General features: G+C 64.1%; 24 protein-coding genes and 1 pseudogene. 13 read left to right on the top strand and 12 right to left on the bottom strand.

Features of this window, described 5'->3' with window-relative positions:
- Positions 1-212: 212 nt before the first annotated feature.
- From phbB to NCS58_RS25030, 4 genes are all read left to right on the top strand, one after another.
- A complete protein-coding gene (gene phbB / locus NCS58_RS25045) occupies positions 213-956 on the top strand; it encodes an acetoacetyl-CoA reductase (RefSeq protein ID WP_061121960.1) in 744 nt (247 codons plus the stop codon).
- 113 nt (positions 957-1,069) lie between these two features.
- Positions 1,070-1,288, top strand: coding sequence for a hypothetical protein (locus tag NCS58_RS25040; protein ID WP_061121959.1), 219 nt, complete (start codon positions 1,070-1,072; stop codon positions 1,286-1,288).
- A 169-nt stretch (positions 1,289-1,457) separates the two neighbouring features.
- Complete coding sequence (locus NCS58_RS25035; protein ID WP_061121958.1) at positions 1,458-1,787, top strand: hypothetical protein; 330 nt, start codon at positions 1,458-1,460, stop codon at positions 1,785-1,787.
- Positions 1,788-1,933: 146 nt separating this feature from the next.
- A complete protein-coding gene (locus tag NCS58_RS25030; protein WP_061121957.1) occupies positions 1,934-2,593 on the top strand; it encodes an HAD family phosphatase in 660 nt (219 codons plus the stop codon).
- On the opposite strand, the gene NCS58_RS25025 is transcribed toward NCS58_RS25030, so the two are convergent.
- The gene (locus tag NCS58_RS25025; protein ID WP_250490602.1) at positions 2,590-3,036 is read right to left on the bottom strand and encodes a hypothetical protein; all 447 of its coding nucleotides are present in this window, start codon (positions 3,034-3,036) and stop codon (positions 2,590-2,592) included. The genes NCS58_RS25030 and NCS58_RS25025 overlap by 4 nt on opposite strands.
- A 313-nt stretch (positions 3,037-3,349) precedes the next feature.
- Positions 3,350-4,444 (bottom strand): glycosyl hydrolase, encoded by a 1,095-nt coding sequence (locus tag NCS58_RS25020; protein WP_061121956.1) that lies wholly within the window; start codon positions 4,442-4,444, stop codon positions 3,350-3,352.
- A gap of 751 nt (positions 4,445-5,195) precedes the next feature.
- Here NCS58_RS25020 and NCS58_RS25015 point away from each other — a divergent pair.
- Entirely contained in the window at positions 5,196-5,873 is a 678-nt protein-coding gene (locus NCS58_RS25015) for a CBS domain-containing protein (RefSeq protein WP_250490601.1), read from the top strand.
- A 124-nt stretch (positions 5,874-5,997) separates the two neighbouring features.
- Here NCS58_RS25015 and NCS58_RS25010 read toward each other — a convergent pair whose 3' ends face one another.
- Positions 5,998-6,744 carry an SDR family NAD(P)-dependent oxidoreductase gene (locus NCS58_RS25010; protein WP_061121955.1) on the bottom strand — a complete coding sequence of 249 codons (747 nt, stop codon included), beginning with the start codon at positions 6,742-6,744 and terminating at the stop codon, positions 5,998-6,000.
- A gap of 170 nt (positions 6,745-6,914) precedes the next feature.
- On the opposite strand from NCS58_RS25010, the gene NCS58_RS25005 reads away from it, so the two are divergent.
- From NCS58_RS25005 to NCS58_RS24990, 4 genes are all read left to right on the top strand, one after another.
- A complete protein-coding gene (locus tag NCS58_RS25005) occupies positions 6,915-8,291 on the top strand; it encodes a hypothetical protein (RefSeq protein WP_250538904.1) in 1,377 nt (458 codons plus the stop codon).
- On the top strand, positions 8,266-8,622 hold the full coding sequence (locus NCS58_RS25000; RefSeq protein ID WP_250477754.1) for a hypothetical protein: 357 nt from the start codon (positions 8,266-8,268) through the stop codon (positions 8,620-8,622). Before NCS58_RS25005 ends, NCS58_RS25000 begins: the two co-directional genes overlap by 26 nt.
- An 827-nt stretch (positions 8,623-9,449) precedes the next feature.
- Positions 9,450-10,565 carry a trypsin-like serine protease gene (locus tag NCS58_RS24995; RefSeq protein WP_250477753.1) on the top strand — a complete coding sequence of 372 codons (1,116 nt, stop codon included), beginning with the start codon at positions 9,450-9,452 and terminating at the stop codon, positions 10,563-10,565.
- Positions 10,566-10,640: 75 nt separating this feature from the next.
- A complete protein-coding gene (locus tag NCS58_RS24990) occupies positions 10,641-11,027 on the top strand; it encodes an META domain-containing protein (RefSeq protein ID WP_061119252.1) in 387 nt (128 codons plus the stop codon).
- A 96-nt stretch (positions 11,028-11,123) separates the two neighbouring features.
- On the opposite strand, the gene NCS58_RS24985 is transcribed toward NCS58_RS24990, so the two are convergent.
- Positions 11,124-11,432: a DUF4148 domain-containing protein gene (locus NCS58_RS24985; RefSeq protein WP_061119251.1), complete on the bottom strand. Its 309-nt coding sequence runs from the start codon at positions 11,430-11,432 to the stop codon at positions 11,124-11,126.
- Positions 11,433-11,777: 345 nt separating this feature from the next.
- Between NCS58_RS24985 and NCS58_RS24980 the strand changes: the two genes are divergently transcribed.
- Positions 11,778-15,233: a response regulator gene (locus NCS58_RS24980; RefSeq protein ID WP_061119250.1), complete on the top strand. Its 3,456-nt coding sequence runs from the start codon at positions 11,778-11,780 to the stop codon at positions 15,231-15,233.
- Here NCS58_RS24980 and lpdA read toward each other — a convergent pair.
- The 7 genes and pseudogenes from lpdA to NCS58_RS24945 all read right to left on the bottom strand — a co-directional run bounded on the left by lpdA (position 15,230) and on the right by NCS58_RS24945 (position 22,990).
- Complete coding sequence (lpdA, locus tag NCS58_RS24975) at positions 15,230-17,002, bottom strand: dihydrolipoyl dehydrogenase (RefSeq protein ID WP_086961242.1); 1,773 nt, start codon at positions 17,000-17,002, stop codon at positions 15,230-15,232. The genes NCS58_RS24980 and lpdA overlap by 4 nt on opposite strands.
- A gap of 225 nt (positions 17,003-17,227) precedes the next feature.
- Positions 17,228-17,629 carry a winged helix-turn-helix domain-containing protein gene (locus NCS58_RS24970; protein WP_061119249.1) on the bottom strand — a complete coding sequence of 134 codons (402 nt, stop codon included), beginning with the start codon at positions 17,627-17,629 and terminating at the stop codon, positions 17,228-17,230.
- 57 nt (positions 17,630-17,686) lie between these two features.
- Positions 17,687-17,860 (bottom strand): annotated as a pseudogene (locus NCS58_RS24965) (nitrogen fixation protein NifQ); the annotation flags it as partial.
- Positions 17,861-18,130: 270 nt separating this feature from the next.
- Complete coding sequence (locus tag NCS58_RS24960; RefSeq protein ID WP_061119248.1) at positions 18,131-19,078, bottom strand: ABC transporter substrate-binding protein; 948 nt, start codon at positions 19,076-19,078, stop codon at positions 18,131-18,133.
- 73 nt (positions 19,079-19,151) lie between these two features.
- The gene (locus NCS58_RS24955; protein ID WP_061119247.1) at positions 19,152-20,189 is read right to left on the bottom strand and encodes an ABC transporter permease subunit; all 1,038 of its coding nucleotides are present in this window, start codon (positions 20,187-20,189) and stop codon (positions 19,152-19,154) included.
- 25 nt (positions 20,190-20,214) lie between these two features.
- Entirely contained in the window at positions 20,215-21,759 is a 1,545-nt protein-coding gene (locus NCS58_RS24950; protein WP_061119246.1) for a sugar ABC transporter ATP-binding protein, read from the bottom strand.
- On the bottom strand, positions 21,749-22,990 hold the full coding sequence (locus NCS58_RS24945; protein ID WP_250477752.1) for an ROK family transcriptional regulator: 1,242 nt from the start codon (positions 22,988-22,990) through the stop codon (positions 21,749-21,751). The genes NCS58_RS24950 and NCS58_RS24945 overlap by 11 nt, the downstream gene beginning before the upstream one ends.
- A 350-nt stretch (positions 22,991-23,340) precedes the next feature.
- Between NCS58_RS24945 and NCS58_RS24940 the strand changes: the two genes are divergently transcribed.
- The 3 genes from NCS58_RS24940 (at position 23,341) to NCS58_RS24930 (ending at position 25,325) form a co-directional block, all read left to right on the top strand.
- On the top strand, positions 23,341-23,847 hold the full coding sequence (locus NCS58_RS24940) for a GAF domain-containing protein (protein WP_061119244.1): 507 nt from the start codon (positions 23,341-23,343) through the stop codon (positions 23,845-23,847).
- Positions 23,848-23,849: 2 nt separating this feature from the next.
- On the top strand, positions 23,850-24,254 hold the full coding sequence (locus tag NCS58_RS24935; protein WP_061119274.1) for a DUF302 domain-containing protein: 405 nt from the start codon (positions 23,850-23,852) through the stop codon (positions 24,252-24,254).
- 87 nt (positions 24,255-24,341) lie between these two features.
- On the top strand, positions 24,342-25,325 hold the full coding sequence (locus tag NCS58_RS24930; protein ID WP_061119243.1) for a substrate-binding domain-containing protein: 984 nt from the start codon (positions 24,342-24,344) through the stop codon (positions 25,323-25,325).
- 16 nt (positions 25,326-25,341) lie between these two features.
- Here NCS58_RS24930 and NCS58_RS24925 read toward each other — a convergent pair whose 3' ends face one another.
- Positions 25,342-26,526 (bottom strand): fumarylacetoacetate hydrolase family protein, encoded by a 1,185-nt coding sequence (locus NCS58_RS24925; protein WP_061119242.1) that lies wholly within the window; start codon positions 26,524-26,526, stop codon positions 25,342-25,344.
- Positions 26,527-26,542 lie beyond the last annotated feature (16 nt).

Here is a 26,542-nt window from a genome sequence, read left to right as displayed (position 1 = left end):
CGCGATGCGAAGAAGGGCCTGGCGTCGCTGTGCATCGGCGGCGGCATGGGTGTGGCGCTGGCGGTGGAACGTCTGTAACGAAAGCAAGTACACCGGCGCAGAACACGAGGCCCGACGCGACATCCACACACTATAAGCGTCGAGGCGAGCTCGCAGCGCCGGTGCCATTCCGAGCTTCATTAACCTGAGAGAAATTGACGAGGAGTATCTGAATGACTAAGCGCATCGCATTGGTGACGGGCGGCATGGGCGGCCTTGGCGAAGCCATCAGCATCAAGCTGCACGACGCCGGTTACGCGGTCGTCGTGACGCATTCGCCGGGCAACGCAAAGGTCGGCGAGTGGCTCGCGAGCATGGATCGCCAGGGCTACAACTTCCGCGCGTACGGCGTGGACGTCGCCGACTATGATTCCGCCCAGCACTGCGTGGCGAAGATCCAGGCCGAAGTCGGCCCGATCGATATCCTCGTGAACAACGCCGGCATCACCCAGGACACGACCTTCAAAAAGATGACAAAGGTGAACTGGGACGCCGTGCTGCGCACCAATCTCGACTCGGTCTTCAACATGACCAAGCCGGTCTGCGAAGAAATGGTGTCGCGCGGCTTTGGCCGCATCATCAATATTTCGTCGGTGAACGGCTCGAAAGGTCAGATCGGCCAGACGAACTACGCGGCCGCGAAAGCCGGCATGCACGGCTTCACGAAGTCCCTCGCGCTCGAAGTCGCGAAGAAGGGCGTCACCGTGAACACGATCTCGCCAGGCTATCTCGCGACCAAGATGGTGACCGCGATCCCGCAGGAGATTCTCGATACGAAGATTCTTCCGCAGATTCCGGCAGGCCGTCTGGGCAAGCCCGAAGAAGTCGCCGCGCTCGTCGCGTTCCTGTGCTCCGACGACGCCGGCTTCGTCACCGGCTCGAACATCGCGATCAACGGCGGCCAGCACATGAGCTGACGCCTGCGTGTGCATCGATAGAACGTCAGTCCTTGCGCGGCGCGTGTTCGTCACGACGTCGCGCATCGAATCAAATCCTCATCCGAAAGCTTCGCTCTCCGACAGACCGCGCCATGAACGACATCCGCGCACGCATGCCTCTCTATAGCGTCGGTCATCTCGATTCGGCGATCGACCATCTCGAGCAAGTGCTGAGCCTCGAAGGCGCGAATTCGCTCTTCTCCAAGACATACTGGCGCGGACGCGTCGTGCAGGCGATCGCCACGCCGGGGCTCGCGCCCTCTCAGCATTCGCGCCTGCAGCGCTTGCTGGATCGTATCGCTCAGGCTTGAACGGGAACAACCGATCGCACACGCGGTCGATCGTGAAAATGCGCGCAGGAAAGCTCGCGTGGCCGCTTGCGCCGGACTCGAATACATCGCGCCTGCCCTGTGATTTGTGAAGAAAATCGCAGGCGCTTGTACCATTCGGGCGGTATCTCAATTTTCACGATCCGCAAGCATGTTCTCTTACTTAAGATCAATGCGCTCGACGCCGCGCGCGCTCGGTGCGCTCTTGCTCGCCTGTCTGCTTGTCGCATGCGGCACGACCAACGGCGTCACGGCCGGTGCGCAACCCAACACTTACACGGTGACCGGCAAGGCGACAGGCACGCGCATGTCGTGGGTGACCGCGCGCAACGCGGCGATGGATGCCGCTGTGGATTACTGCAAGCAACGCTCGCAGCGCGTCGCGATCAAGTCCGAAGCGACGAGCGGCGTGCGCTCCCTCGAAGAACAGACGTCGACCGTTTCGTTCAGTTGCGTGCCTGAGAACGCCGCGCGCGGCTAAGCGATTCTTCAGTCGACATCAGCGTCGCGCGATCGGCTTTGCCTGCTCGACGAGCTCATGCATGCCACGCGCGAGCCGATGGCGTCGTGATAGGCTGCGCCCTTACCGCACTCGGACTCAACCGAACGACAAGGACGAATCAAGCTTTGATCAAAGCCATTTTGTGGGACATGGACGGCACGCTCGCGGAAAGCGAGTCGCTTCATTTGCGCACGCTGATCGCGGCGCTCGCGCGTCATGGCGTGGAGGCGGGCGAAGAGATGCATCCGCTCATCTTCGGGAAGACCGGACGCGAAGTGCATGCACTGTGTTGTGAGCGCTTCGGCTTATCGGTGGATTACGCGGACTGGTCCGCGTTTCGCGCACGCGCCTATCTCGACGGTGCGCCCGCGCTCGTGCCGCGCCCCGGCGCGCTCGACGTGTATCGCGCCGCGAAAGCCGCGGGCATCACGCAGGCAATCGTGTCGAACGCATCGCGCATGCTGCTCGAAGCGAATCTGCGCGCGCTCGGCATCGAAGAGCCATCGCTCGTGACCATCAGCGTCAACGATGTGCGCAACGGCAAGCCGAGCCCCGAGCCATACGAGCGCGCAGCCTGGCTGCTACGTCTGGCCCCCGAAGAAGTGATCGCCGTGGAAGATAGCCCGACCGGCGCGCGTGCCGCAATCGCCGCGCATATGCGTGTTCTGGCGTGGCCTTTCGACGATGAAGGCGCCGCGCTGTTCCCCGCGCAAGCACAGGTCGTGCGATCGCCGCGAGAACTGGCTGAGGCGCTGGGTCTCGATCCGGCGCTGTTCTCAAACTAAGCGGCTCGGTCGTCGAGACCGATCTTGTGAATGTTGGCCGCGTACACCCAGTCGCGCGCCTGACGCTCGACCCGATCCATGAAAGCGGGCGGCCCGCTGCAGTAGATCTGCGTGCTTGCGTGAGTCGGACTCATGGCGAAGGCGCTCGTTTGCGCGGATAGGTCATCCGGCAGGTCGAAATGATGATAGACCTTGCCGTGCTCGCGCAGCGCGTCGAATTCTTCGAGCAGAGCCGCGCGGTCGGCCGATTGCACGAAGTTGTGCACCTCGAATTTGCGCCCCGCCGATGCAAGCCGCCTCGCGATTTCCACGATCGATGCGGCGCCTGTTCCACCGCAATAAAGTATGGATCGCACGCGATCGTCGATAGCGACCGGCGTACTTCGGGGCATGCCGGCGAATGACTCGTCTCGTTCGATGACGGATTGCAGATTGGCGCGCATATCTTCTCCAATAGGGCCTGCGTCTTGCGCAACGGCAAGACCAGGCGGTGTATGGATCGCATGGGAATGGCCGACCCGCAGCTATCGGAAGGGCTGGCTCTCTTGCAGGTTAGGGCGGACCGCATTCGCCGACAAGGCGCTGCGACTGAATACCAGTCATATCGTCGCGCCGATAAGCGCAGAACGGCGTCGTCGGGAAAAGTGCCTGATTTCAGGGCCTGAAACGCCACGAGCGACCACAATGGGTCGCTCGTGAAGAGATGCCGGAAGAGGCGAGAAAACTATTCGACGGGGTGACGGAACCCCGCGCAACTTACATCGGGTGGCCGGCCACGAAGTTCTTGTACGCCCAGTAAGCGGCCTTCGTCGTCTGGCCGTCCGACTTCATCAGACCGAAGTCGCCTTCGTTGTCGTCATAGAGTTCGAACGCCTGGATCGACTGAATGTTGTACTTCGATGCAACGCTCTGGAACTGCGCCATCATCGTATTGCCGGCCATGTAATTCGCGATCTGCTGATCGGTGCCGTAGTTCGGACGCACGCCGAATTCGTTGATCCACACCGGCTTGCCGAACGAATGGAGCACGCCCAGCATGTCGTAACAACCCGTGCCGCCGCATGCGCGCGTCATGTTGCCCTGGTTCGAGTACCAGTGCCACGCGGTGACGTCCCAGCTGACGGTCGGGTGGCCGCGGGTGCCGTCAGGCTGCGAGCCGTCCATCAGCATCTGGAAGAAGGCGTAGTGCAGCCAAGTGCCGTTCACGACGATCTTCGCCGAACCGTCCACCGACTTGACGCCCGCGATCAGGCCACGAATCACGCCGCGCGCGAGGACGTAAGGCTGGTTCCTGTAGTGCGTCCAGCTCGTGCCGTCGACGTTGCCGTTGAGCGCTTGCGCCTCGAGTTCGTTGCCGACTTCGTAGTACTTGTACTTGTATGTTCCCGCAACCTGTTGGCCGAGCGTGTAGGCTGCGTTGTACGCGTCCTGCTCGGAATTGAAGCCGGTGCCGAGCAGGATCACGGGGTACACGGTCACGCCGCTGGCTGCCATCGTTTGCGCCATCTTCGCGATGACCTTCGCCGAGCTCAGGCTGTACACGTCGTTACGATAGATCGTCGCGCCGATGTCCTTCAGTTGCGCGAGCTGCGTCGCTACGGGCGTCGTGTCGTACGCGCCACCGTTCGTGTTCCGGCCGTTGGCGCCGTAGAAGATGGACGTGCTGGTCGCGGCCTTGGCCGTCGATTCGGGCGCGGCGCTCTTTGCGGTTGCGTCGTCGAGGGCGCTGTCACCGCCGCCTCCGCAGGCGGCGAGCAGCACACTCGTGAGAACCGCTGTCGCGATTGCCGCGGCCTTGCGCGCCGAGAAAAAGTTGTAGGTGCGGGCAGAGGTGTGATTTCGATTCGTCATTACAGTTAGCATGGCTAATTGAGTAGCGTAAGGCTCGTAAAATCCGGGACGCTGCTGGACCTGCTCAGTGGTTCACAGTGTGTATCGCGCTATCCGCGCTGCGTTCGGGTGGCATTAATTAGGCATCCGAACTACGCACCAAGGCCAAATCCGCCTGCCCGACGCCAAAATTGAGGCGCTGAGGAGCAAAGCCGAACGGCACGGAATCACTTAGCTGGTCCAGTGCGCAGTACAGCAAGCGCTCCGGATGGCGGAGTCGGGCAAACGTTTGCGATTGCCCGCTTGGGCCTTACGAAATGACAAGCGAGCTCAGTTCGAAGGCGGCGTCGTCTGGTGTTAGGTGACGTTTGCGCAGTTTCGGTCAGACTTGCCGAAAATATCGGGTCTCTGCGTAACATCGGCAAGCGTTGCCGAAAACCTGACTAACGGCAGCAAGGTTATCGTCTTATGAGATGAATGTAAATCCTGTCAAAGTAAAAAAATCTTTCGTTGCTTCACCTTGGCAGAAAAAATTACTTCGTACGAGTGGAGATTCGTCTGGTCGTCTTTGGCGGTGTATCGCCGCTAGAGATTTTTATGGTCTGGCCGAATGCATGAACTGCAGCCCGATCTGTTGTATCTTCCAAAAGACTCCGGATGCGGAATCGCATCACGCGCCGGACCACGATGGGCGTGCGCCGCTGGCGTCATCGCTCTGATTCAGAACGCTGTTGTCTGCCCTGGGGAGATGAACGTGCGAGCTGCCGACATCATGACGACATCGATCGTTTCCGCGACGCCCGACATGTCCGTGCGCCAGGCCGCAGGAACGATGGTATTCGCGGGCATCAGCGGGATGCCCGTGATCGACGAGGACGGCAAGCTGCTCGGCATCGTCACGGAGGGCGATCTGATGCATCGCGCGGAGATCGGGACCGGCGCCAGGCAGCGCGCGTGGTGGCTCGAACTGGTGGCATCGACACGTGAACTGGCGAGCCAGTACGTCAAGGAGCACGCGCGCAAGGTCAGGGATGTGATGAGCACCGATGTCGCCACCGTGACCGAAACGTGTCCCGTCGCCGACATTGCCGAGTTGCTAGAACGCAAGCGCATCAAGCGCGTGCCTGTGATGCGCGACGGCAAGGTCGTCGGCGTCGTGAGCCGCGCGAATCTGATCCGGGCGCTCGTGACGATGGCGCCTGAACTACCCGTCGATGCCGATATCAGCGATCACTCGATTCGCGAGGCGGTTCTCGCCGCAATGGCGGACCATCCCTGGGCGCTGCCTCGGGAGAACATCATCGTGGAGAACGGGACCGTGCATCTGTGGACGCGTGTCATGAGCGAGGATGAAGCGAACGCCATTCGCGTGGCGGCCGAGAATGCGCCGGGCGTCAAGGGAGTCGTCACGCACAGCGGTGCGCCCGCAGCCGCCCCGCCGCTGGGCTAGCGGCGCGCTTGGTTCGAAGCCGATCGATCTTTTTGGTGAACCGTTCCAAATCCGGAGCGGCCGATCGACGTTCGCATCCCCCATCCGCTGGAACATCATCGCGCGAGCCTTCAGTCCTCATCGATCAGATGAAGCTCGCGCCGCCGTTGACGGGTATCGTCTGCCCGGTGATGAATGCATTGCCAATGACCATCATCACGACATCCGCGACTTCGCTCGCTTCTCCCAGCCGGCCGACGGGCAGCCTCTGGGCGACGTTCGATGCCTTGAGCGGCCCGGCCATTTCGGTGTCGATCGGCCCGGGCGCAACGGCGTTGACGGTGATGCCGTCGCGCGCGAGCCGGCCTGCATAGCCGCGCGTCAGGCCTTCGAGACCAGCCTTCGATGCGTTGTAATGGATGCCCACGAGACCCGGCCCGCGGGCCGCCGCCGATGACAGATTGACGACGCGGCCCCAGCGCCGCGCGCGCATCCCGCGCAGCACGGCCTGCGTGCACAGAAACGCCGACTTCAGATTGACGGCGAGCGTGCGGTCGAATTCAGCCTCGGTGAGATCGTCGATGTCGATCATCGTCGCGGTGCCGGCGTTGTTCACGAGTATGTCGATAGGGCCGATGCGTTGCTCGACGTCGGCGATCATCGCGTCGACCTCGCCGCTGAGCGATACGTCGGCGCGTACCGCGATCGCGCGGCCGCCGATGCGTTCGATTTCCGCGATGACATCGGCGGCTTCGTTATCGCGCTGGCGATAGTTGACCGCTACGGACGCGCCGCAAGACGCAAGGGCGAGCGAAATCGCGCGGCCAATGCCGCGTGAGCCGCCGGTCACCAGGGCGACGCGGCCGTTCAGGTCGAGGATACGAGCGTGCATGGCGGGGTCCTTTCTCGCGCGTGAGGAGGGGATAGTCCGCGCGCGTCGTGATGATCCTGCTCATCGTGGTCCGGATGCGGGTAACGGTCCGTCTCGCTGATCGATGAAAAAAAACCGATGCCCGGCGAAGGGCATCGGTTCTTCCTTGCACTGCTTGATTAACGGCCGCCGTGGCCGCCGCCACCGTTGCCGCCACCGCCGTGACCGCCGCCGCCATGGCCGCCGCCGCCGTTGCCGCCATTGCCGTTGCCGCCGCTGCCGTTGCCGCCGCTGCCGTTGCCGTTGCCGCCGCTGCCGTTGCCACCATGGCCGCCGCCACCGTTACCGCCACCACCATGGCCGCCGCCACCGTTACCGCCGCCGCCGTTACCGCCGCCGCCGTTACCGCCGCCGCCGTTACCGCCGCCACCGTTGCCGCCGCCACCGTTACCGCCACCACCATGGCCGCCGCCGCCGCTGCCGCCGCCGCCGCTGCCGCCGCCACCGTTGCCGCCACCACCATGGCCGCCGCCGTTACCGCCGCCTCCACCGTTACCGCCACCACCATGGCCGCCACCGTTGCCACCGTTGCCACCGTTGCCACCGCCACCGCCGTTACCGCCACCACCATGGCCGCCACCGCCGTTGCCGCCACTGCCGTTGCCGGCGCCACCATGGCCGCCGCCGTTACCGCCACCGCCACCGCCGTTGCCGCCGCCGCCGCCGTTGCCGTTGCCACCACCACCATGGCCGCCGCCGTTGCCACCACCGCCGCCGTCGCCACCGCCGTGACCGCTGCCATGACCACCAGCCGAGCCATTTCCGTGACCACCGTCGCCGTGGCCACCGTCGCCATGACCGCCATCACCGTGGCCACCGTCGCCGTGTCCGCCGTCGCCGTGGCCGCCGTCGCCGTGTCCGCCGTCGCCGTGGCCGACTCCACCATGGCCGTGTCCCCCGTCACCGTCGCCATGACCATGGCCGTCCCCATGGCCATCACCGTGACCGTCGCCGTGGCCATCACCATGACCGTCGCCATGGCCATCGCCGTGACCGTGCCCGTGGCCGTGACCATCGCCATCGCCGTCACCGCCGCCGTGACCATGTCCATGACCATCGCCGTCACCGTCGCCGTGACCATGTCCATGGCCATGACCATCGCCATCACCGTCGCCGTGACCATGTCCATGACCATCGCCATCACCGTCGCCATGACCATGTCCATGACCATCGCCGTCACCGTCGCCGTGACCATGACCATGACCATCGCCGTCACCATCGCCGTGACCATGCCCGTGGCCGTGACCATCGCCATCGCCGTCACCATCGCCGTGACCGTGACCGTGCCCATGACCATGTCCGTGACCATCGCCGCCGGTGTCTCCTCCCGAATCACCGCCGCCGGAATCGCCACCACCCGGGCCCGAGCTGCCGTTGCCGCTCCCGGTCGATCCCGTTCCCTTGCCTCCGCCGCCCGAGTTCGTGCCGCCAGCGCCCGCCGTCGAGCCCGGACCGCTGCTGGCCGAACCCTGTCCCGAGCCGGTGCCTGTCCCGGAACCGCTGCCTGAGCCAGACCCGCTGGAATTTCCGCCGCTCGAGCCCGCACCGGGCGATCCCTGTCCGCCGCGGCCGCCCTCGAGCAAAGGCACGACGGCCGACACCGTATCGACCGTCGGTGTCGTCGACGGCGCTACGCTCGTCGACGAGTCCGTCGCTGCAACCGTCATTACGGCACTGGGGCCGATCAGCACACACCCCTCTGAAGTCTGGTTGCTGCAAGGATTCCCCGCCGTTTGCGCCGACGCGAGATTCGACATGGCCGCCGCGATCACGATCACGCTGAGCTTGATTGCGGTATTGAATTTGAATTTTTTAGGATTACTCATCTGTGCCCCTTGAAGTGTTTCTTCGCCACGCGTCCACCTGGAGAGTCAAACGCGATGTGGGGCAAGAATGACAGGCTGTACGTAGCGTTCTGTGCGGTACGCAACCGGAGGCGAGGGCGTCGTCGTTTCACGCCGTGCGCGAACGCGCAGAGAACGTTTGCGGCCGATTGCGAGCGCCGGAATATGTGCGCCCGTCGCGATCTGGCTCGCCGAAGTCATGACCGGGAATGACGGCCGTTGCGACCGTCCGCGTCGAGCGTCGAAGAAGCAGCCTGATCCGGAAGCCGCGCAGAAGGGGCTTGTCGCTGATTTCGTTTCGAAAGCTGTTTATAGCCTGCGTGTAGGCTATCTGTATGGAAAGGCTGTCGTCAAGCGAGCTCTGTGCAGTGAACCGCATATCCAATCGGACCATGCCCGCGCGGATCAAAAGCAAACGCGCGACCGGTCAGACGACGGAAGGACGCCGACACTATCCGCTGACGAAAGACCAGATCGAGATCGGCGAGAATTTGAACTAGAGTTATTTATTGTTCGCTTTCCTGATCGATTGCACGGCATGCGTTTGAATTCGTCCAAGTTAAGCGCGCGCCGGAACCCGGGTCATCTCCATTCGACGTAAGCAATGACACCCGCAAGCATCTGACGAATCAGACCACGGACATGTTCATAAGAATTAGGAATACCAAACAACGAAAAGTCGATGTTCATCAGACACATCGTATTCATCAACCGGAGGGTGTCATGCAAAGATCGAAACGAGTCGCCTGCGTGGAGGTGACAGCGGTTGTCGCGCTGTCGATAGTGAGCGCAAACGTTGCACATGCGGAAGATGAAGTCATCGTGAATACGAATCCTGCCGCCTCGCGCGCCGCGATGACGGATGTATCGAGTCTCAAGCCGGTCGTCAACGTACTTCTGCCTCCGGACACATCCACGATTGTCCCGAACACCGGTCCGGAACCTTATGCGGCGGGCGTGAACACGCAAAGCGGCATCGTGAGCAATGCGCAGACGAGAGCATATGGCGATTTCGGCATCCCCTATACCACCGGCCGCGTGCAGGACGGCAATCAAAGCGCCTCCGGCACCACGAGCGCGAATTACCTCAGCACGACCTATCCCTATCGCGCGATCGGCAAGCTCACGTTCTCCGCGGGATATTGCACCGCGAGCCTGATTCGCAGAAGCGTCATCGTTACGGCAGCGCACTGCGTCCAGGGGTTCGGCAGCGGGAGCTCGCTCTTCTCGGGCTGGCAGTTCATCCCGGGACATTACGGCGCTTCCGGAGCCACCGCAGCGCAGATCGCGCCTTATGGCAGATGGACCTGGGCCGGGCTCGTGCGGCCATCGACATGGGCGAACGGCACTGACACCGGATCGGGTTCGGCGCGCAACAACGATATCGCGGTGATCGCGATAGCGAAGAACGCATCGAATCAATTCATCGGCGACATCACCGGATATCTGAACTATGGCTGGAACAACTATTCCTTCATATCGTCGTCGAAAACCGGCAATCTTCAGACGGCGGCCGTGACGACCTTCGGCTATCCCGCGTTGCTCGACAGCGGCGCGATCATGCAGCGCACCGATGGCCCGACCTACACGACGACGGTCAGCGGCGCATCGCAACTCTGGCAGGGCAGCAATCTCACGGGCGGCGCAAGCGGCGGACCGTGGATCGTGAACTTCCGGGCACGCGATGCGGTTCTCTCCGGCGGCGCCGTGGTGGGCAATTCGTCGAATCTCGCGATCATCGGCGTGACATCGTGGGGATCGTCCGATCCGAACGCGCCCAAGGATAACTATGCGTCGCAGTTCCGTCAGAACACGCAGTATCCGAACGCCACGTATGGCAATTACGGTTCGGGCAATATCGCATCGCTGCTGAATACGCTGTGCAGCGGTGCGGCGCCCGGCGGCGGTACGTTCGCGTCGCAGGGATATTGCAACTAGCCTCGGCTTCGGTGGCTCGCCGGTTCGAACGGACGACGGGCCATCGTCTCTTTACCTCGACGACAGGAGGACGCGATGCCGCGGCTCCCGAAGACATGGCTGATCGCTGGGGCGTTCTTATGGAGCACGGCGTCGATCGCAGAGCCGTTGAACGTCGCCGACTTGCAGGGAAGCTGGAAACTGATCGCGCCTTCGTCGACAGACGAGAAAGCGCTGCCCCGCTTCACGATCGAAGGACAAGCAATTCAAGGCTTCGACGGCTGCAACGAATTCTCGGGCCGCCTCGACCAGCCGGGAAGCATCGGCTCGACGCGGCGTGGCTGTCCCGAGCACGCGCTGCGGCTGCCGCTCGATATGAGCGATCCGATGCCGCGTCTTCGGTCGGGCAACATCGAAAACGGCACACTGACGCTGCCCGCGGACGCACGGTTTTCCAGGGCTTCATTCAAGAAGACGCCTTGACAGGCAAGCCGGCGAGCGCTTCTCCGACGATGTATCGCGCGATACGCCGCCTCGATCGCCGAGCGCCGATAACCGAGGCGGCTTCACAAAAGAAACCTACTGACTCGCGCCCGCCCCGATGCCGGCCTTCTTCTGCGCGTTCTGAATGTCCTGCGGATAATTCGCGTCGTCGCGCTTCGCAGGGTTGTAGCCCGCATCTTCCAGCTTCTTCAACTCCGCGTTCTTCTTCGCGCGTGCCTGCTTGCGTGCGGCCTTTTTCTCCGCCTTCGTGGCTGGCGCGGTCTGCGTCGTGCCGGTGGCGGTCGTCGCGGCGTTATCCTGCGCGCTCACGAGCGGCGCAATCGTCAGGCCGAAAGCGGACACCATCAACGAGACGGCGAGTCTGCTGCCAAGCGTTGCTTTCATATTCCTCTCCAAAGATAGGTTGATCAACAAGCAACCAGCAATCACTTCCCGGGCCGATGATGCCGTCCTCGTGGCTGCGGCGACACGTATGCCGAATGCCGCCGCGTCATTGTAAGGCGGTACGTTCAAACGTTCAGCGAGCTGAAAGTATCCGAACGAACGTGCCGAAAAGCGATACAGTGCTAACCCGCCGCGCACCGTCCGAGGCCCGCCACGCGGCGAAGCCGAACCGGTTATGATGCGCAGCGGCTGAAACAAGAACTACAACTTTCGCGATCGTCGCGGTCATGGGCGCTGCTTCGAGACATCGGCCGGCGCGACGTTCACGCTTATTCGGAGCTGTCTATGCCATCGCGGTCTGGTGTCGACGAGGCCAGTTTTCGTCGCATTCTCTTTCGCAACATCGCACTGCCGCTCGGCACCGGTGTCGTCACGGCGATCGCGTTCGTCGTGCTCGTGCTGTATCTGCTGTCGGGGATCAACTGGGTCGAGCATTCCGAGCGCGTGATCGGCAACGCGCAGGAAATCGGCCGCCTCGTCAGCGAGAAGGAGAGCGCGATACGCGGCTATCTCATCACCGGCGACGAAGCGTTTCTCGCGCCCTACGAAACCGCGAAGCCGAAGCTCGTCGCGGATATCGACACGCTCGCCGGTCTCGTCTCCGATAACGCACCGCAAGTCGACCGCCTGATTCGCATCCGCGCGTTGCAGGCGCAATGGGACAAGGTCGCCGACAACTTGATCGACGCGCGCCGCCACGCCCAGGATTCATTCGCACTCGTGCGCGCGGGACGCGGCTCGGGCGAACGCGCGGAGACCGAGCGCGAGCTCGCCGCGTTTCTCAACATCGAACAGACGTTGCGGCTGCAGCGCGTGGAGTCCGCGAAGCAACTGACGACCATCACCGTCGCCGTATTTCTGTTTCTGAGTTTGACGTTGTCCGCGATTCTGGCGATCTTCGGCAGGCGCGAGCTGATGCAGCTTTCCAATGCCTTCAGTGCGGCGATCGGCGAACAGGAGCGCCAGACGCGCGCGCTGCAGGAGCAGGCGTGGCTGAAGGAAGGGCAGACGCAGCTCGCGGAAAAAGTGATCGGCCAGCAATCGCTCGCTCAGCTTTGCCAGACGATTCTCGATTTTCTCGCAGACTATCTGAAGGTATCGATGGGCGCATTCTACGTGCGCGAAGGCGATGGCGCATTGAAGCGCACCGCGAGCTTCGGCTTCGATCCCGACAGCGCGCCGGTGCCGGACTCGCTTGCGGGCGTGAAGAGCCTCGTCGGACAGGCGGTGCACGCGCGCAAGCTGACGAGCATGCACGATGTGCCCGCCGGCTACTGGAAGGTGACCTCGGCGCTCGGCGCGAGCGTGCCCGTCAGTCTCGTCATCGTGCCGATCGAAAACGAAGGCCAGGCGAACGGCGCCATCGAACTCGGTGCGATGCACGCGCTGACCGAGCGCGACCAGCAGTTCCTGAAGACGATCGCGGGCAATGTCGGTGATTACGTCGAGGCGGCGCAGTATCGCGAGCGTCTGCAGCGTGTGCTCGAAGAAACGCAGCAGTTGAATGAAGAGCTGCAGATGCAGCAGGAAGAACTGCGCACGACCAACGAGGAACTCGAGCAGCAGACGACGGCGCTTTCGCAGGCGCAGGCTTATCTCGCGAATCAGAAGGCGGAGCTCGAGCAGACGAACGATCAGCTCGCGGAACAGGCGCGCGTGCTCGACGAACGCAACGTCGCGCTCAATGCCGCGCAGGGCGAACTGGAAACGCGCGCCGAAGCGCTGCAGCGCGCGAGCCGCTACAAGTCGGAGTTCCTCGCGAACATGTCGCACGAACTGCGCACGCCGCTCAACAGTTCGTTGATTCTCGCGAAGCTGCTCGCCGAGAACAAGGCCGGCAATCTTACGAACGATCAGATCAAGTACGCGCAGACGATCTATTCCGCCGGCAACGATCTGCTCAATCTCATCAACGATATTCTCGATCTCTCGAAGGTCGAGGCGGGCAAGCTCGATCTGCATATCGAAGAGGTGCCCTTGCAGCGGATCATGGACACGCTCTCGCGCACGTTCGAGCCGCTCGCCCGGCAGAAGAGGCTCAGGCTCGAGCTTCGCAATGAGATCGATGAATACCCGACGCTCACGACCGATTTCCGGCGCCTCGAGCAGATCCTGAGGAACCTGCTGTCGAACGCGCTGAAATTCACGGATGCGGGCACGGTGTCGCTCACGCTCAAGCGCGCGGGCGGAACAGCAGACAGGGCCACGGTGCAGTTCGTCGTGACGGACACGGGCATCGGCATCGCACCGGACCAGCTCGAAGCGATCTTCGAAGCGTTCCAGCAAGCCGACGGAACCACGAGCCGCCATTACGGCGGCACGGGTCTCGGCCTGTCGATTTCGCGCAGCCTTGCGCATCTGCTCGGCGGCGATATCGCAGTGCGCAGCGCGCAGGGCACCGGCAGCACGTTCACGCTGACGATGCCCGTCGCTTACGGCGCGGGCGCGTTGCCGGTTGCGGTCGAGCAGGCGCCGGCCGCCATCGACGAACCTGCGCCGGCCGGGGAGCCGATCGAAGTGGTCCACGTCATCGACGACGATCGCACCGACTCCGCCCCCGGCCGCCGCCTCGTTCTCGTCGTTGAAGACGAACCGGACTTCGCGCAGGTGCTGCTCGATCTCGCGCACGAACTGGGTTATCGCTGCATCGTGAGCGGGACGGCGAGCGAGGCGCTCAAGCTCGCGCAGGACAGCGCCCCGAAGGCAATCCTGCTCGACATCGGCCTGCCGGATCGCTCGGGGCTCGTGGTATTGCAGGAACTCAAGGCGAATCCGAAGACGCGGCACATTCCGGTGCATGTCGTGTCGGCATCGGACAGAAGCGAGGCCGCGCTGCATCTCGGCGCGATCGGTCACGCGGTGAAGCCCACCACGCGCGAGCAACTGACGGCGATCTTCCAGCGGCTCGAAGAGAAGAGCAGCCAGAAAATCAAGCGCGTGCTGCTCGTCGAGGACGATGCGCGGCAGCGTCAGAGCATCGTCGAGCTGATCAGCGATACGGATGTGGAAATCACGCCGGTCGAGTTCGGCCGCGAGGCGCTCGAACTGCTGAAGACGACGATTTTCGACTGCATGATCATCGACCTGAAGCTGCCCGACATGCACGGCGGCGACCTGCTGCGGCAGATGGCCGGCATCGACGCGTATTCGTTCCCGCCGGTGATCGTCTACACGGGGCGCAACCTCACGCACGACGAGGAAGCGGAACTCATGCGCTACTCGCAGTCGATCATCATCAAGGGCGCGCGCTCGCCGGAGCGGTTGCTCGACGAGGTGACGCTGTTCCTGCACAAGGTCGAAACGGACTTGTCGGCGGATCGCCAGGCGATGCTGCACGTCTCGCGCGCGCGCGATCGCGTGCTCGATGGCCGCCGCGTGCTGCTCGTCGATGACGATATCCGCAACATCTTCTCGCTATCGAGCGCGCTGGAGCATCAGGGGCTGAAGGTGGATATCGGCCGCAACGGCTTCGAGGCGATCGAAGCGCTCGACAAGCATCCCGACATCGACGTCGTGCTGATGGACGTGATGATGCCCGGCATGGACGGACTCGAAGCGACACGGCACATCCGCGAGGACGCGCGTTTCAGGAAGCTGCCGATCATCGCGATCACGGCGAAGGCGATGAAGGACGATCAGGAGCAATGTCTCGCGGCGGGCGCGAGCGATTATCTGGCGAAGCCGATCGACATCGACCGGCTTTACTCGCTGCTGCGCGTGTGGATGCCGAGGCGCGTCTAAATATTCAGGGCGCGCTTGTCGACGGCGAGCGCGGCCTCGCGCATCACTTCCGACAACGACGGATGCGGATGGCAAATGCGCCCGATATCCTCGCTCGCCGCCTTGAATTCCATCGCCACGACCGCTTCGGCGATCAGGTCCGACGCGTTTGCCGAGATGATGTGCACGCCGAGAATTTCGTCGGTTTTCGCATCGGCGATGATCTTGATGAAGCCGTCCGTCTCGCCGATACCCATCGCGCGGCCGTTCGCGAGCATCGGGAACTGGCCGGCCTTGATCGCGCGGCCTTCGGCCTTCAGCGCCTGCTCCGTCTGCCCGACCCACGCGATTTCCGGATGCGTGTAGATCACCCACGGAATGCAGTTGTAGTCGATGTGCGGCTTCTGACCGTCGATGATCTCCGCCACCAGCACGCCTTCGTCTTCGGCTTTGTGCGCGAGCATCGGGCCGCGCACCACATCGCCGATCGCGTAGACGTTCGGGACTTTCGTCGCGCAATGACCGTCGACGGGAATGAAGCCGCGTTCGTCGGCTGACAGGCCGATGGAATCGAGGCCGAGATCGTCCGTGTTCGGCACGCGGCCGATCGACACGATCAGGCGGTCCGCCTCCAGCGTCTGCGCATTGCCGTCCTTGTCCTCGTAGGAAATGGAGACGCTCGAATCCGTCGTCTGCACGCCGCCGATTTTCACGCCGAGGTGAATCGTCAGACCTTGCTTCTTGAAGAGCTTCGCGGCTTCCTTTTGCAGCGCGGCATCGGTCGTGCCGAGAAATTCGGGCAGCGCTTCGAGAATCGTCACTTCCGCGCCGAGCCTGCGCCACACGGAGCCGAGCTCCAGCCCGATCACGCCCGCGCCGATCACGGCGAGCTTCTTCGGCACCGAGGTGAAAGCGAGCGCGCCTTCGTTGTCGGAGACGATCTTGTTGTCGACCGGCACGTTCGGCAGATGACGCGCCTTCGAGCCCGTCGCGATGATCACGTGTTGCGCGGTGTGGCTTTCGCTCTTGCCGTCGCCGCTCACGTCGATCTTGAAGTTGGCGCCGTCTTTGCCCGCGAGCTTGCCGTGACCTTTGAGCCACGTGATCTTGTTCTTGCGAAACAGGAACTCGACGCCGCCCGTGATCTTCTCGACGATCGCTTCCTTGCGCCCGACCATCTTGTCGACGTCGACGGCAAGGTTGTCCATCGTGATGCCGAGATCGCCGAAATGCAGTTGGGCCTTCTCGAATTGCTCGCTCGATGCGAGCAGCGCCTTCGACGGAATGCAGCCGACGTTCAGGCACGTTCCGCCGAGCTTGGGCTTGCCGGCGTGGTTGATCCATTCCTCGACGCACGCGACCTTGCGGCCGAGCTGCGCGGCGCGGATCGCGGCGATATAGCCGCCGGGGCCGGAGCCGATAACGATGACATCGAAGTCGGCCTTCTGGTCTGAAGCGGCGGCGGGGGCGGGCGCGGCGGCGCTCGCCTGCGCGGGTTGAACGGCGGGCTTTTCCGGTGCGGGGGCGGGTGCAGCGGCGGACGCCTTCGCTTCCGTATCGATGATCGCGAGCAGTTCGTCGGCGTGCACGATGTCGCCTTCCTTCTTCACCACTTCCGCAAGCGTGCCGGCGGCGGGCGCGGGCACTTCGAGCACCACCTTGTCCGTTTCCAGTTCGACGAGGATTTCGTCTTGCGTCACCGCGTCGCCCGCTTTCTTCTTCCACGGCAACATCGTCGCTTCGGTGACGGATTCGGAAAGCTGCGGAACCTTGACTTCAACCCTGGCCATTCAGATTCTCCTTGTGGGCGATTTCTCGCGATTGGAAACGTCAGGCGTTGCGTGTTTCGCGGATGCGGCTTTGCGGGCCGGGCCGGCGCGCCGAAGTCGTAGGATACGCCCTGTCCGGAGCCTGCGCGCGGGATGCTTCGTGGAGTTCGTCGCGCGGCCAGGCGCGAGCGCGCAGAACACGCACGCGAGCGCACCGCCGCCGTCGGCGTTCTGCCTGTGACACGGTCAGGGCTTGAGCAACTGCGTGAGCGATTCAATCTGCGCGGCGCAGGCCGCTTGCGCCTGCGTTTCGACATCGCGATAAAGCCGGATGATGCTCTCGCCGACCGGCGTTAGCACGCAGCCGCCGCCGCTTTGGCCGCCTTGTTCGGAAATGGTCGCGGGCGTTTTGAGCGAACGATTGAGTTCGTCGATGAGCAACCACGCGCGCCGGTACGACATGTCGAGACTGCGCGCTGCCGCCGATATCGAGCCGTGCTTGCGCACCGCTTCCAGCAGCGAAATCTTGCCCGGCCCAATGGCGATCGTTTCGCCTTTCGTGATGCGCATGCGAAAGCGAACTTCGGCCGGCTGACCCGCCGTGCCCGTCTCCTTCGCGCGTTCCGTCGTTTTGAGGGTTGTCGCCATGCCCGAGAGAATACACGAAGGAAATCGGACGGGCGTTTCATTGCGGCGGCGCCGGTGTTATCGGTTGTGCGGATAGCAAAAGGCGAAATCCTCGCATCCGGGACAGCCCGGCGCCCATGTCGGCGCGGCGACTCTCGCGAGCGCGACTTGCCGCACGAGACACTTCTTCCAGCGCAGGTTCGCGACGTTGCGTGCGATGAGATCGGGATAGTGACGCGCGAGCATGCCGGTGACGTCGTCGCGTCAAAAGAGGCCGAGGTCGCGCCACAGATGACCGGGCCGCAGCGACGCTGCGGAAATGATCATCGCACGCGAAGTCGCGCAATGCGGCAAGATCGAGCTTCTCGAAACGCGGCCGGTCGACGGTCGTCGCCGACGGTTTCGAAGCGCCGCGGGGCGTCGCGGTGGACGTGGCGCGCAAGCGCCTGATCGCGGTGGACCGGTCGAGCGCGCCGGACACGCCGAGCGCGCTGCGAGTCGTGCCGATCAGATGTCGATGCCTTAGCGCGGCGACGACCAGCCCTTGTAGCTGCCGACGTTCTCCCGCGTGACGAGCGTGGACGGCAAGAGAATCGTCGTGTTGCTCGGCTTCTTGCCGTTCATGAGGTCATAGCCTACGCTCACCGCCTGCTGCGCCATCGCCCACGGATCCTGACTCGCCGATGCCTGGACCATCGTGTCGGACTTGAGCGCCGTCTCGATATCGGGCGCGCCGTCGACCGAGGTGATCACGATGTTGTTCCGGTGCAGCTGCTTCGCCGCGAGGTCCGTGCCGATCGCTTGCGGATCGTTGATAGCGAACACGCCGTCGAGTTTGGGGAAGCGCGTGAGATATCCCTGCATCGCGTTCATGCCGCCTTCGCGCGAGCCTTTCGCGTCCTGATCGTCGGACAGGATCTTGATGCCCGGATTCTTCGCGAGCACGGACTTGCAGCCGTTCACGCGATCGATCACCGCCGACACCTGCGGCCCGTTCTCGATCACGACGTTGCCCTTGCCGTTGAGCTTCTTCGCCAGAAAATCGCAGGAGATTTCGCCGGCCTGCACGTTGTTGGTCTGCACGGTTGCGTCCGCGCCCGCCGCCGCGACGTCGACCGCGATCACGACGATGCCCGCCTTCTGCGCCTTCTTCACGGCCGGCTCGATCGCTTTCGGATCGACGGCGTTCAGCAGAATCAGATCGACGTGAGCCGAGATGAAGTTGTCGATCTGCGTGAACTGCTTGTTCATGTCGTAGTCCGACGACACCGCCTGCACCTTGGCATTCGGGTTGATCGCCTTGGCCTTCGCTTCCGCGCCCCTCGAGATGGTGACGAAGTACGGGTTGCCGAGCGAGCCGACCGTGATGCCGACGGATTTCAGTTGCTTGTCGGCGGCGTGCGCGGATAGCGACAGGGTAAAACCGAGAGCGAGTGCGACGCTGGCGAAAAGCTTATTGTGTTTGCGCATGTTTGTTGTCTCCAGTTGGTCCTTTTTTCGAGGGCGGGCGCACGCGGACCCGAATGCGCCCGAATAGCGGAAATCAGGTGCGAGCCGAGCCGCGTTGACGGTAACGATCGAGCGCCACCGCGCCGATGATCACGAGGCCCTTGATGATGTACTGCCAGATATCCGACACGCCGAGCAGCACGAGACCGTTCGTCAGCACCGCGATGATGAGCGCGCCGACCAGCGTGCCGACGATCGAGCCCACGCCGCCGACGAAGCTCGTGCCGCCGAGGATGACCGCGGCGATCGCATCGAGTTCGTACGACTGGCCGAGCTGCAGGCCGTTCGCGGCATAGAGGCGTGCGGCCGACATCACGGCGCCGAGCCCGGCGAGCAAGCCCGAGATCGCGTAGACGAAGAGCTGGATGCCCCACACCTTGATACCCGAAAGACGCGCCGCTTCCGGATTGCCGCCGACCGAATAAATGCGCAGGCCGAGCACCGTGCGGCGCAGCACGAACCACGACACGATCACAACCGCAATCGCGATGATCACGAGCCAGGGCACGCCGAAGAGCGTGTCGTTGCCGATGAACGCGAACGACAGTTGCGGATTGAAGATGGTCGTGTCGTGACCGATGAGCCGCGCGATGCCGCGCACCGCGGTGAGCGAGCCGAGCGTCACGATGAACGGCGGCAGTCTCAGGAGCGCGATCAGCAGACCGTTGATGACGCCGAAGCCGAGGCCGACCGCGAGCGCCGCCGGAATGCCGAGCCATCCCCAGCCCGGAATATTCGATGCGAGCAGCGCGGTGACCGCCGCCGCCGAGAGCACCGAGCCGACCGACAGATCGATGCCGCCCGTCAGAATGACGAAGGTCATGCCCGCCGCGAGCACGATGTTGATCGATGCCTGCTGCGCGACGATCGACAGGTTCTGGAAGCTGAAGAAGCCGTCCGTCACGATGCCGAAGCCAATGCACAGCAGGATCAGCACGGGCAGCATGCCCGCGGTGCGCATCAGCACCTGCATGCGTTCGCGATGCTCGATGCGGCTCTGCCGTTGCGTCGTGCTCTCGGCCTTCGCAACCGGCGCGTTGCCCGTTTCGTGGTGTTTCGTCGTGTTTGCCATGTCTCTCTCCGATTCCCTTGGTGTCTCAAGCCGCCTGATCGAGCGCGACCTTCGAGCCCGTCGCCAGTTCGATAATCCCTTCCTGTGAGATCGGCGTGCCGGAATGGCCGCCGAGTTCGCCCGCGATTTCGCCTTCGCGCATCACGAGCACGCGGTCCGCCACGCCGATGACTTCCGGCAGCTCGCTCGAGATGACGATCACGCCGACGCCGGAGCGCGCGAGATCGTTGATGATTCGATAAATCTCCGACTTCGCGCCGATATCGACGCCGCGCGTCGGCTCGTCGAGGATCAGCACGTCGGGCTTGGTTTCGAGCAGACGCGACAGCAGCACCTTCTGCTGATTGCCGCCCGACAGCGCGCCCACGTTCACGCGCATGTTCGGCACGCGGATGGTGAGTGCGGCGATCGCGTCCTTTGCGCGCGTGTTGCCGCGCGGAAGATCCATCACGCCGGCTTTCGCGTCGCGCCCGGCGACCGTGATGTTGATGTTGTCGCGCACGCTCATGTCGAGGAAGAGGCCCTGGCCCTTGCGGTCTTCGGTGAGATAGACGAGCCCCGCGTCGATCGCGTCGCGCGGCGTGCGCAGCTTCACCGGCTTGCCGTGCATCGACACTTCGCCGCGCGTCTTTTCTTCCGCGCCGAAGATGAGGCGCGCAAGCTCCGTGCGCCCCGCGCCGACGAGCCCCGCGATGCCCAGCACTTCGCCCTTGTGCAGGTCGAGGCTGCATCCCTTCACGCGATTGTTGTCGGCGATATCGCGCACGGACAGCACGACGTTGCCCGGATCGTAGGGCGCGTGCTGCTTCTTGTAGAAACCGGAGATGTCGCGGCCGACCATCATCTTCACGAGGCTGTCGGCGGACAGATCTTCGCGCATCAGCGTGCCGACGTACGATCCGTCGCGCAGCACCGAGACGCGATCCGACAGTTCGTAGATCTCCGCCATCCGGTGACTGATGTAGATGATCGCGATGCCTTCCTCGCGCAACCGCCGCACGAGCTCGAAAAGACGGTCTGTTTCGCGCGACGAAAGCGGCGTGGTCGGCTCGTCCATCACGAGGATGCGCGCCTGCGCATGCACGGCGCGTGCGATTTCGACCAGTTGCCGCTCCGCGATCGACAGGTCGCCGACGAGCGTGTGCGGCTTGAAGCTCGCGCCGAGGCGCTTGAGCACGTCCTCGCAGCCGCGCTCCATGCCTTTGCGGTCGACCAGCCCGCCGCGCCGCAACTCGCGTCCCGCGTGGATGTTCTCCGCGACGGAGAGATTCGGCGCGAGGCTCAGCTCCTGATAGATCACGGCGACACCGAGCGCGCGCGCGGCGAGCGGCCCGTCGATGGTGACCGGCTTGCCGTCGATGAGAATCTGGCCGCCCGCATCGGCCTGATAGGCGCCCGACAGGATTTTCATCAGCGTGGACTTGCCCGCGCCGTTTTCGCCCATCAACGAGTGCACTTCGCCGGGATAGACGGACAGACGCACGTCGTTGAGCGCGCGCACGCCGGGAAAGGTCTTGCTGATGCCGCGCATCTCGAGAAGCGGCGGTCGGCTGGAAGGGTCATGCGGCATGGTTCACCTCTTGCGTTTTGATGCCCGCGTGGCGAATGGCCGCGCGAGGTGAGAAGTTGAAGAACATCGGCAGCGTGGCCGCGCCGATCGCGCCCGCATCCGGGCCGAAGGAGCCGCGCACGAGCGTCGGGGTGCCGCGCGCTTCGGGCGCGTTGGCGGCGAGCGTGGTCGAGAGGCGCTTGACGAGCTTGTCGAGCAGGCCGCCGTCGATGTCGGCATCGATCACGACCATCGGCACGTCGAGCACGCAGAGCGTCGCGCGCAGGGCGGGCGCGAGCGCCTCGATGCAGTCGTCGATCCATTCGTCGACGGCGGGAAGATGCCGCTCGATGCACGCCTGCAAGTCGATGCGGTTGTCCGCGGCCGCGCCGCAGTAGTTGAGATGGCGCACGAGCGCGTTCAGCGACGCCCGCGACAGCAGGATGTCCCACTGGCCTGCGGGCTGCGGGGCGGACGGCAGGCGGCTCGGCGGCACGGGAATCACGCCGATATCGCCCGCGTTGCCCGACGCGCCCCGCAGACAGTCGCCGTTGATCGCGATGCCGCCGCCGATCGCCGAGCCGAGGAACAGATAGACGAAGTCGTCGCAGCGTCGGCCGTGCCCGTAGAAAAGCTCGGCGGTCGCGGCGGCGTTACCGTCGTTTTCGCTGAAGACGGGCAGTGAGAGCGCGCGGCTGAGTTCATCGGCGAAATCGGTTTCGTCCCATGCGCGGAAGGTTTCGGCGGGCAGGCCGAGTTCGCGCAGCCAGCTTCCGAGATTGAACGGCTGCGCGATGCCGACGCCCGCCAGCCGCTCGCGCTCCGGGGCGGAGAGCAGGTCGAGCATCTTCCCGATGTCGCGCCGCACGATCTCGAGCACCTCTGAGGGATGCGGCAGCACGGCATCGAGTGCGCTGCGCGCGAGCACGTCGCCGGCGAAATTGACGAGCACGGTCTCGATGCCCGTGCGATCCAGCCGCACGCCGATGCCGAACGCGCCGCGCGGATCGAGCCGGATCAGCGACGCGGGCTGGCCGCGCTGGCCTTCGAGACGGCGCCCGGTGTATTCGATCAGTCCCGCATTTTCGAGCGACTCGACGATGCTGCCGACCGCCGTGCTCGTGAGATTCGCGTGACGCGCGAGCTCGGCTTTGGATGCCGGCTCGGTGCGCCGAAGCGCCTGCAAAAGCAGCCGCTCGTTGTATCGGCGCACGGTCGCGGAGTTGCTGCCTCTGCCGCTTGGGGATTTCACGCGCTGTCTCCGAAGGACGGCCATCGAATCGCGGCCATTAATTAAATCAAGTTGATTTATTTAAGACTGGCAGCGCTTTGAAGTAAAGAAGGGAAATCCCGGAGCTGCTTTTTTAAGTACGCTTTGAAGAGGCCATCGCATGACGCGCGATGCCCGGTCGCCGCAAATCGCGGACCCGGTGCGCTTCCACACTAGGCGATGCAATCGCCAGTGCCAAGCCGCGCGCCGAAGCTTTCCGGCGAGCTTACGTGTGACCAGAAACCAGCTTTCGGTGAGCGGCGCCCGCGAAGCGGCGGGTGGATCGATGTGCTATCGTCGGCGACACTTTTCGACATTTTCTCCGCCGCGTCATGTTCTCGCTTTCCCAAGCTACGCACGCCAGCAAGGCCGCGCAATACGACGACCTGCTGCAGCAAGCCCGCGCGCTCATCGCCGATGAAAACGACTTCATCGCCAATGCCGCAAATTTTTCCTCGCTCGTCTATCACACGCTGCCCGATCTGAACTGGGCCGGCTTTTATCTCTTCGATGGCGCGGAGCTCGTCGTCGGGCCGTTTCAGGGCAAGCCGGCGTGCGTGCGCATCGCGCTCGGACGCGGCGTCTGCGGCACGGCGGCGCGTGAGCGGCGCACGCAGGTCGTGCCGGATGTGCATGCGTTTCCGGGCCATATCGCGTGCGATTCGGCGTCTCGCTCGGAGATCGTCGTGCCGCTCGTCGCGAGCGATGGCACGCTGATCGGCGTGTGGGATGTCGACAGCCCCGTGCCGAACCGCTTCGACGATGAAGACGCGCTCGGCATGGAAGCGCTGTGCACGGCGTTCGTCGCGCTCGCCTGGAGCGGGCGGGCGAAGCGCTGAAAATGACGTCCACAGGGCCGCTCGACAACAACGGTGTCGTCACGATTGCGAGCGCGCACGGAGCCGTTGCGGCCGCCGACAGGCTCGAAGCGTTGATCCGCGCGCGCGGTCTGATGCTCTTCGCGCGCATCGACTTCAGCGGCGACGCGGCGCGCGCCGGCCTCACGATGCCGCCGAGCCAGTTGCTCGTGTTCGGCAATCCGCAGGCGGGTACGCCGCTCATGCAGGCCGTGCCGACTGCCGCGCTCGATTTGCCCCTCAAGGTGCTGTCATGGGAAGACGCCAACGGCCGCGCGTGGCTGTCCTATAACGCGACGGAGTATCTGCGCGCGCGCCATGGACTCGACGCCGACGCGATGAAGCCCGTCAGCGGCGTGGCCGCGCTCGTGGAAGCGGCGGCGCGCTGAAACCCAGGCCTTGCCGGCGGTGGGGCCGCGTTCGGCGGCCCGGCGCCTGCGTCTACAATGGGACGTTTTCATCCGTCTCAACAGTTCATGACGAGCCTTGTTCGCCGACGCCTGCTTGCCGCTTGCGCCCTGAGCGCGTGCGGGTTTGCGCCTGCGCGCGACGTGCGCGCGGCGTCGGACAAGGCCAGCGTCGCGCTCGTCATGAAGTCGCTGAACGATCCGTTCGTCGTGTCGATGATCGAAGGCGCGCGGAACTACCAGCGGCATTACGCATCGCAACTCGACCTCGCGACGAACGGCACGCTCACCGACAACGACGTGGCCGGGCAGGCGCACATCGTCGAAACGCTCATCGAGGGGAAAGTCAACGCGATCGTCATCGCGCCCGCGGACTCGAAGGCGCTTCTGCCCGCGGCCGCGAAGGCCGTCGCGGCGGGCATCATCGTGATCGCGATCGACAATCCATTCGACGAAGCCGCCCAGGAAGCGGCGAACATCACGATTCCGTTCGTCGGGCCGGACAGCCGGCGCGGGGCGAAGCTCGTCGGCGCGTATCTCGGCTCGAAGCTGAAGGCGGGCGACGAGGTCGGCATCATCGAGGGGCCGTCGAACGATCTCAACGCGCGGCAGCGCACGCTCGGCTTCAAAGAGACGATGAACGCGGCGGGCATGCGTATCGCCGATACGGCCAGCGGCGACTGGACCGTGGCGAGCGGCAAGTCGGTCGCGTTGCAGATGCTGTATGCGCATCCGGACGTGCGGGGCCTGCTCTGCGCGAACGACAATATCGCGATGGGCGCCATCGACGCGATTCGCATTGCCGGCAAGAAGGGCCGCGTGCTGGTGACGGGCTACAACAACATCGATGCCGTGCAGCCGATGCTCGATGACGGCCGCCTGCTCGCGACAGTCGAGCAGTTCGGCGCGCGGCAGGCGGTGTTCGGCGTGGACGTCGCGGTGAAGGCGTTGCTCGAGAAGCGGCGGCAAAGGGATTTGTCGCCGTACATGGAGACGCCGGTTCAACTGGTGACGAAGGCGCAGGCGAAGGGGTTTCGGTTCGGGGCGTCGTGAGGCGCTCCGGACGCGCTCAGCCCGCCTTTCCCAACAAGCCCCGCGCCGCGAGACTCTGATACAACGCGCGCACGCCGAACGTCCACGGTTCGATCTCGGTCGACAACCTCACCGTATTCACCAGCGCCCCGAGGCTGGGCGTCGAAATCGTCACGACGTCGCCGAGATGATGCGTGAACCCGCCGCCTTCCGTATCGCGATCCTTGATCGGCGAGAACATCGTGCCGAGAAACAGCATGAAGCCGTCCGGATACTGATGATGCGCGCCGTGCGTCTGCGTGACGAGATCGGCCGGATCGCGGCTGATTTCGCTCATGTGGCTGACGCCTTCGAGCACGAAGCCATCGTCCGCGCCTTCGATGCGCAGCGACACGCTCGATGCGCGCACCGAATCCAGGGTGAAACGTTCGTCGAACAGCCGCACGAACGGGCCGATCGCGCAGGACGCGTTGTTGTCCTTCGCCTTGCCGAGCAGCAGCGCGCTGCGGCCTTCGATGTCGCGCAGATTCACGTCGTTGCCGAGCGTCGCGCCGACGATCTCGCCGCGCGCATTCACCGCGAGCACGATCTCCGGCTCCGGGTTGTTCCATTGCGATGTGGGATACAGGCCGACGTCCGCGCCGAACCCGACCGACGACATCGGCTGCGACTTCGAAAACACCTCCGCGTCCGGTCCGATGCCGACTTCCATGTATTGCGACCACGCGCCGCGTCGCTCCAGTTCGGCCTTCAGCTTCGCCGCGCTTTCCGAACCCGGCTTGATCTTCGACAGATCCGCGCCGATCAGCTTGTTGATCGTGTCGCGTACTTCCTGCGCGCGGCTCGCGTCGCCGCCGGCCTGCTCCTCGATCACGCGTTCGAGCAGACTCACCGCGAACGTGACGCCGCATGCTTTCACGGCCTGCACGTCGCACGGCGCGAGCAGGCGCGGGGCATCGGAGGCGCCCTGGAGCGTCGCTTGCAGCAAGTCCTGGACGTTGCCGAGATGTTCGCCTTCAGCGTTGCGGGCGATGTCGAGCGCATCGGCGTTATCGAAGAGGTCGGCGGTCGTCGGCGCGGCGCGCGTGATGTCGAACACTTCGCCCCGGCGCACGGCGACGACGGCGGGGCCGTTCACGGGCGCGGGACGCCAGACACGGCCGATCAGCACGGCATCGGCGAAATCTTCGGGCAAAAAGGAGGAGACGTTGGCGGTTTGCATGAATGCGGATGACCGG

Source organism: Caballeronia sp. INML3B (assembly GCF_023631305.1).
Classification (GTDB): Bacteria; Pseudomonadota; Gammaproteobacteria; order Burkholderiales; family Burkholderiaceae; genus Caballeronia; species Caballeronia turbans.
This window is presented reverse-complemented; position numbering and strand designations above follow the sequence as displayed.

Coding starts and splice junctions, on each gene's coding strand:
- phbB (WP_061121960.1), top strand. CDS start 213: ATGACTAAGCGCATCGCATTGGTGACGGGCGGCATGGGCGGCCTTGGC.
- NCS58_RS25040 (WP_061121959.1), top strand. CDS start 1,070: ATGAACGACATCCGCGCACGCATGCCTCTCTATAGCGTCGGTCATCTC.
- NCS58_RS25035 (WP_061121958.1), top strand. CDS start 1,458: ATGTTCTCTTACTTAAGATCAATGCGCTCGACGCCGCGCGCGCTCGGT.
- NCS58_RS25025 (WP_250490602.1), bottom strand. CDS start 3,036: ATGCGCGCCAATCTGCAATCCGTCATCGAACGAGACGAGTCATTCGCC.
- NCS58_RS25020 (WP_061121956.1), bottom strand. CDS start 4,444: ATGACGAATCGAAATCACACCTCTGCCCGCACCTACAACTTTTTCTCG.
- NCS58_RS25015 (WP_250490601.1), top strand. CDS start 5,196: ATGACGACATCGATCGTTTCCGCGACGCCCGACATGTCCGTGCGCCAG.
- NCS58_RS25010 (WP_061121955.1), bottom strand. CDS start 6,744: ATGCACGCTCGTATCCTCGACCTGAACGGCCGCGTCGCCCTGGTGACC.
- NCS58_RS24990 (WP_061119252.1), top strand. CDS start 10,641: ATGCCGCGGCTCCCGAAGACATGGCTGATCGCTGGGGCGTTCTTATGG.
- NCS58_RS24985 (WP_061119251.1), bottom strand. CDS start 11,432: ATGAAAGCAACGCTTGGCAGCAGACTCGCCGTCTCGTTGATGGTGTCC.
- NCS58_RS24980 (WP_061119250.1), top strand. CDS start 11,778: ATGCCATCGCGGTCTGGTGTCGACGAGGCCAGTTTTCGTCGCATTCTC.
- lpdA (WP_086961242.1), bottom strand. CDS start 17,002: ATGGCCAGGGTTGAAGTCAAGGTTCCGCAGCTTTCCGAATCCGTCACC.
- NCS58_RS24970 (WP_061119249.1), bottom strand. CDS start 17,629: ATGGCGACAACCCTCAAAACGACGGAACGCGCGAAGGAGACGGGCACG.
- NCS58_RS24960 (WP_061119248.1), bottom strand. CDS start 19,078: ATGCGCAAACACAATAAGCTTTTCGCCAGCGTCGCACTCGCTCTCGGT.
- NCS58_RS24955 (WP_061119247.1), bottom strand. CDS start 20,189: ATGGCAAACACGACGAAACACCACGAAACGGGCAACGCGCCGGTTGCG.
- NCS58_RS24950 (WP_061119246.1), bottom strand. CDS start 21,759: ATGCCGCATGACCCTTCCAGCCGACCGCCGCTTCTCGAGATGCGCGGC.
- NCS58_RS24940 (WP_061119244.1), top strand. CDS start 23,341: ATGTTCTCGCTTTCCCAAGCTACGCACGCCAGCAAGGCCGCGCAATAC.
- NCS58_RS24935 (WP_061119274.1), top strand. CDS start 23,850: ATGACGTCCACAGGGCCGCTCGACAACAACGGTGTCGTCACGATTGCG.
- NCS58_RS24930 (WP_061119243.1), top strand. CDS start 24,342: ATGACGAGCCTTGTTCGCCGACGCCTGCTTGCCGCTTGCGCCCTGAGC.
- NCS58_RS24925 (WP_061119242.1), bottom strand. CDS start 26,526: ATGCAAACCGCCAACGTCTCCTCCTTTTTGCCCGAAGATTTCGCCGAT.